At 62.6% G+C, this 4,415-nt stretch carries 5 protein-coding genes; 3 read left to right on the forward strand and 2 right to left on the reverse strand.

Annotation, left to right across the window (positions count from 1 at the left end):
• Both VML93_RS10215 and VML93_RS10220 read right to left on the reverse strand, forming a co-directional pair.
• A partial coding sequence (locus VML93_RS10215; protein ID WP_325610209.1) for a hypothetical protein occupies positions 1 to 374 on the reverse strand: 374 nt, incomplete at its 3' end.
• The gene (locus VML93_RS10220; protein WP_325610210.1) at positions 371 to 1,093 is read right to left on the reverse strand and encodes a hypothetical protein; all 723 of its coding nucleotides are present in this window, start codon (positions 1,091 to 1,093) and stop codon (positions 371 to 373) included. The genes VML93_RS10220 and VML93_RS10215, both read right to left, overlap by 4 nt.
• Positions 1,094 to 1,561: 468 nt before the next feature.
• Here VML93_RS10220 and VML93_RS10225 point away from each other — a divergent pair, with 468 nt between their 5' ends.
• The 3 genes from VML93_RS10225 to VML93_RS10235 all read left to right on the forward strand — a co-directional run bounded on the left by VML93_RS10225 (position 1,562) and on the right by VML93_RS10235 (position 3,862).
• On the forward strand, positions 1,562 to 2,782 hold the full coding sequence (locus tag VML93_RS10225) for an LLM class flavin-dependent oxidoreductase (protein ID WP_325610214.1): 1,221 nt from the start codon (positions 1,562 to 1,564) through the stop codon (positions 2,780 to 2,782).
• Positions 2,783 to 3,045: 263 nt separating this feature from the next.
• The gene (locus VML93_RS10230) at positions 3,046 to 3,174 is read left to right on the forward strand and encodes a hypothetical protein (protein WP_325610216.1); all 129 of its coding nucleotides are present in this window, start codon (positions 3,046 to 3,048) and stop codon (positions 3,172 to 3,174) included.
• A gap of 10 nt (positions 3,175 to 3,184) precedes the next feature.
• Complete coding sequence (locus VML93_RS10235; RefSeq protein ID WP_325610217.1) at positions 3,185 to 3,862, forward strand: response regulator transcription factor; 678 nt, start codon at positions 3,185 to 3,187, stop codon at positions 3,860 to 3,862.
• The last annotated feature ends 553 nt before the right edge of the window (positions 3,863 to 4,415 follow it).

The following is a 4,415-nucleotide window of genomic DNA, read 5'->3' on the forward strand; positions in this document are numbered from 1 at the left end:
CGCATGCGCTCGAGATGCTCAGGAAAGACCATGTGAAGATCTGTCACGTCGCCGTGTGCCGAGGCCTGCGCGTGGTGAGCCAGGAGGTGCCCGACCCCGGCCGAGTGCGCCTGCTCCGAGTGCGTGACGAAGACATAACGAAGCGGCGGAAGCCCTCGCGTCTCAGTCAGATCGCGAATCTGCCCCAGAATGGTTCTGGTATCCCAGGAGATGCCGGCCTCGACCAGTGCGCTCCACTTCGAGCCGGCCACGAGGAAGACCGAGTTGTTCGCGTGCAGCGACCGGCCACCCACGGGAACCGCGTAACACGCACCGAGCCAGTAGAGGCCATCAGCAAGCTCACGAGGGAGCGGGTTTGACGTTGTGATGCTCAACTGATCAGGCTCCTCTGGCCGACGCTAACGCCCGTGGCAGGTAGATCCGCCGCCATCTCGAGCACTTCATCCAGAAGTTCCCGATGCCTCGGTATTGCCGTGCCGGTCAGAACGGCTCCGTGATCGGGAGCAATCGCCTTGACAGAGTAGCGGTCGAAGATGTCAGCGACTGCATCCCGAAACGATTCGGTCTCCGCGCCTGCGAGCCACCAATACCGATTGTTGAGGAGAAAATCCTCTACACGTCCCCGATCGGTTGGGTCATCTGCCTCGTCGTCAACGAGCCAGGGTCCGGACGGAGTGTCACGCCAGACCCAGGAGAACATGTCCCCGGTAAAGAGCGTCCCCGTACCCTCGTCAAAGCCCCAATTCGACGGCAAGAGCCGCAAGTGAGGCACGAGGAATCGCAGTCGCCGCGCGTCCCCTGGATCGATCGTCACCGGCTCAGTCGTCTTGATCTGACCGAGCCGGACATCGCGCAGCTTCCCCGGGTCATCGACATCATACTTAGGCCGCAGGTTCAGGAAATTCGCGGGCGACTCAGGCAGACGCTGATAGGCGACATCGACGTCGAAACGCTCGACAATGGCCCTCGCGTTGCACATCGCGGGGAATTCGATCCTTGGGATCGCGAGCGCTAGCGTCCGGCCTCCAACCAGTTCCGAGAGCTGGGCCAAAATCGCATCTTCGTGCACCGAGTAGCCTGTCCCGTACAGCACTGCTCGGGCTCGTCCTCTCAGGAGGTAGCAGTTCAGCGTGGAGTAGCCACGGACAGAAAGGGGGTGGCTCGAAGCTCGACCGTCGAGCTCGTACGGATTGACGAGCGCGAACAACTTGTCGGGTACAAGAGTAAGGGTCAGGCCATGCATTATTTTTGGGTCGACTCTCGAAGTGGAGCGGACGGCGCTTCCGACATGCGCAGGGGGCGCCTCGGAAACCCTGCGCGACCGGCACGCGGCTGACGACCGCAATGTGGCCGACCCCGTTCGGAGCCACTGAATAATCGGCCCGAGCCGGTCGCGGAACGGATCCGGACGTAACCATAAGCAGCTCTACTCGCGGTTGTCAAGCCGCGGCGAGAGTCGACGAATGGACTGTCGGTCGGGGCAGTGGCCGGGGGGCTGGGTGGGGTTTACTTTGCTGTTGATGGCGCCCGTGGGGCGCGAGACTTGACGCGAGGAGGCCCCATGAAATTCGGAATTCTTTTCCCTCGATCGGTTGAGGTCGGGCGGAACATGCATGAGGCCTATCAGGAGTGGGTGGACTTGGGTGTTGAGGTGGAGCGGCTGGGTTTTTGGTCGTTCTGGACGACCCAGCATCATTTCGGCAGCGAGCGTGATTACCGGCCGTTTGATGTTCCGGAGAGCGAGTGGACGCAGTCGGATTTCGATACGGTGCCTGATCCGTTTCCGTTGTTGGCGTATCTCGGCGCGAAAACCACCAGGTTGCGGCTCGGGACTGCGGTGCTGGTGCTGAATTGGGATCACCCGCTGTATATGGCGGAGCGCATCGCGATGGTCGATAACTTGACCAACGGTCGGCTTGAGATCGGGGTCTCTCGTGGTGCGGGATGGCGTCCCCCGAGGTATTTGGGCGCGCCGGCCGAAGATGACGTGGCTCGTCGCAAGCTGGCTGAGGCGATCGAGTTCATGGAGAAGGCTTGGACCGGTGAGCCGTTCTCGCATCACGGCGAGTTCTTCCACATGGACGAGGTGATCATGTTGCCGAAGCCGATCCGGGATCGTCTTCCGATCATCATCGGTGCGCATACGAAGGGCAGCGCTGACTGGGCTGCGCGCCATGGGTATCCGTATCTCTCGACTGTCTGGCCGTTGAATGACCTGCCGGCTCATAAGGAAAACATTGAGCATTATCGGGCGGTCGCTGCCGAGTGCGGTTACGAGGTCGATGAGGGGACGTTGCCGCACAACTTTTTCATGTATTGCGCGGAGACTGATGAGGAAGCGGTCGAATTTGGTCGGCGTCAGGCTCGGCGTTTTCAGATCACACTTGAGGCGTACTACCAGTATGCGAAGAGGGCGCGCGAGAAAGCGGCTGGGGGGGGCGACGGGCAGGTGGAGGCGCACTCCCTGTTCTCGCAGGTGGTTCGCGAGGGTGCGGGTGGTAAGACTGCTGACGATTCGTTTTTTGGTGCTGATGCTGAAGTGATGGCGAATCTTGATCGGGTGACCGACACGACGGTCGAGTCGCAGTTGATCGGAAGCCCGGAGACGATCGTCAACAAGATCAACGAGTACCAGGAGGTCCTTGGTATTCAGTATTTCGTTTTGCAGACCGGCTGGGGCGGGATGCCGATCGAGAAGAGTCTCGCGTCGGTGCGGCGCTTCGCTGAAGAAGTCATGCCGCACTTCGTCGAGAGCTCGAGCCCCGCGATCACGGCGGCCTGAGCAGTCCGGCCCCGCGATTCGCGATGACGTCATCGTCGTTGTCGGCGAAGTCTGTGAGGCTCCTGCTCGGTTTCGCACGCCATCCGGTGATCGCCGCCGAAACGATCCACATCGATCCAGCGGCACGTCAACCAACCCAATGACAGAACCCACCAACACCACACCCAACACACCCGCGCTCATCGGCGGATCCGCCGGCATGAGGATGTGCGGGCGTCGCGTGTCGGCGCCATGAACGTCGAAATGGTCTGCAGGATCAACCGATGGATCAGCCGGCAGATGCCCCGGCCGCGTCGAGCGGAGAAGTCCTGGGGCCTCAGGTTGGCGTGCATCAGAACCTGGGTGCTCTCGTCGCCGGCGGCGCCGTGTCGGCCACCAAAGTGTGGGCGTAGACTAAACGGGGTGGTCTCAGGACCTGCTGCCACGATTCTGGTCGTTGACGATCACGAGGTCGTCCGTTCGGGGCTCGTTGCAGAGATTGACCGTGAGGAGGGATTCTCGGTTGCGGGCGTGGCCGGCAACGGAGCCGACGCCTTCGAGTGGGCGGTGAAGCATCGGCCCGACCTCGTGCTGATGGACTGGCGACTACCCGACAAGACGGGGGTGGACGTGTGTCGCGAGCTGCGCGAGGCGGCGCCCGACGTTCGGGTGGTGATCCTGACGACCTACATCAACGAGGAAACCGTCCGGCAGGCACTCGCGGCCGGGGCACGCGGTTACGTGACGAAATCGGCCGGTCTCGACGCGCTCTTCGATGCGATGCGCGATGCGCTGAACGATTCGTCGGAGCTCGGGACCGCATCGCAGGTCGTGGAGCACCTCCACGAGATGCTCGACGATCGTATGCAGCCCGTGGCGCTCACGCCGCAGCAACAGAACGTCCTAGACCTAGCCGCTGAGGGTCTGACCAACCAAGAGATCGCCGACCGGCTTTTCCTGTCAGAGTCCACGGTCAGGTTTCATCTGAAAGCCCTGCGCGGCAAGCTGGAGGCCAGTAGCAAAGCCGGCCTCATCGCCAAGGCGGTCCGGCTTGGCCTCCTTCCGCCGGCAGACGAGGCCAGCAATCCGAAGGAGAACTAAGAGGCGTTTGTGCGAGCGGACCGGCGGAAGCGTGGCGACGCCGGTCAATGGCCAGATGATCTGGGCCACGTCGCGCAGCACGGACTCTGCGCGGCGCTTGCGCGTACCAATCTTGAGGCCAGGGTTGATTGCCAGAGCCTCTGGTTCCCATGCGATTCGCGAGCCAGTCACGGGGTTCGGTGCCGTCTGTCGGTGCAGCAGGACGCCGGAGAAGTGGTCCGGGAGCCTGGGCAGCACCCCAGGCTGGCCGGAGCTCGTTTCGGGGTCGCCACCGATTGGGTTCCGACGATTACTTGACCGCCGTGGCTGCGCCCGCGCTGGAGGATCGCCACGCCGCGGCTGGCTGCCATCATCTGGTCAGCTGTGTGCTCGGGGTGTTCTGTCGGAAGGGATAGCTGTTTTTGGGCTCGAGAACTGTTGTGCTGGTTGTGCCAATTAGAGCTTGGGCTTGCGCGCGGTTCGAGTCACGCGCCGGCCGTTGTAACGTCGACGACGGGAGACGAATCGTGAGGACTCTGCAGCGCAGCGCGACAGCGGCGGCCGGGGGCACCGG

It is taken from the genome of Mycobacterium sp. (genome assembly GCF_035499775.1).
Classification (GTDB): Bacteria; Actinomycetota; Actinomycetes; order Mycobacteriales; family Mycobacteriaceae; genus Mycobacterium.

Bases quoted from the DNA above. Each gene is read 5' to 3' on its own strand.
- VML93_RS10225 (WP_325610214.1), top strand. From the start codon at position 1,562: ATGAAATTCGGAATTCTTTTCCCTCGATCGGTTGAGGTCGGGCGGAAC.
- VML93_RS10230 (WP_325610216.1), top strand. From the start codon at position 3,046: ATGGATCAGCCGGCAGATGCCCCGGCCGCGTCGAGCGGAGAAGTCCTG.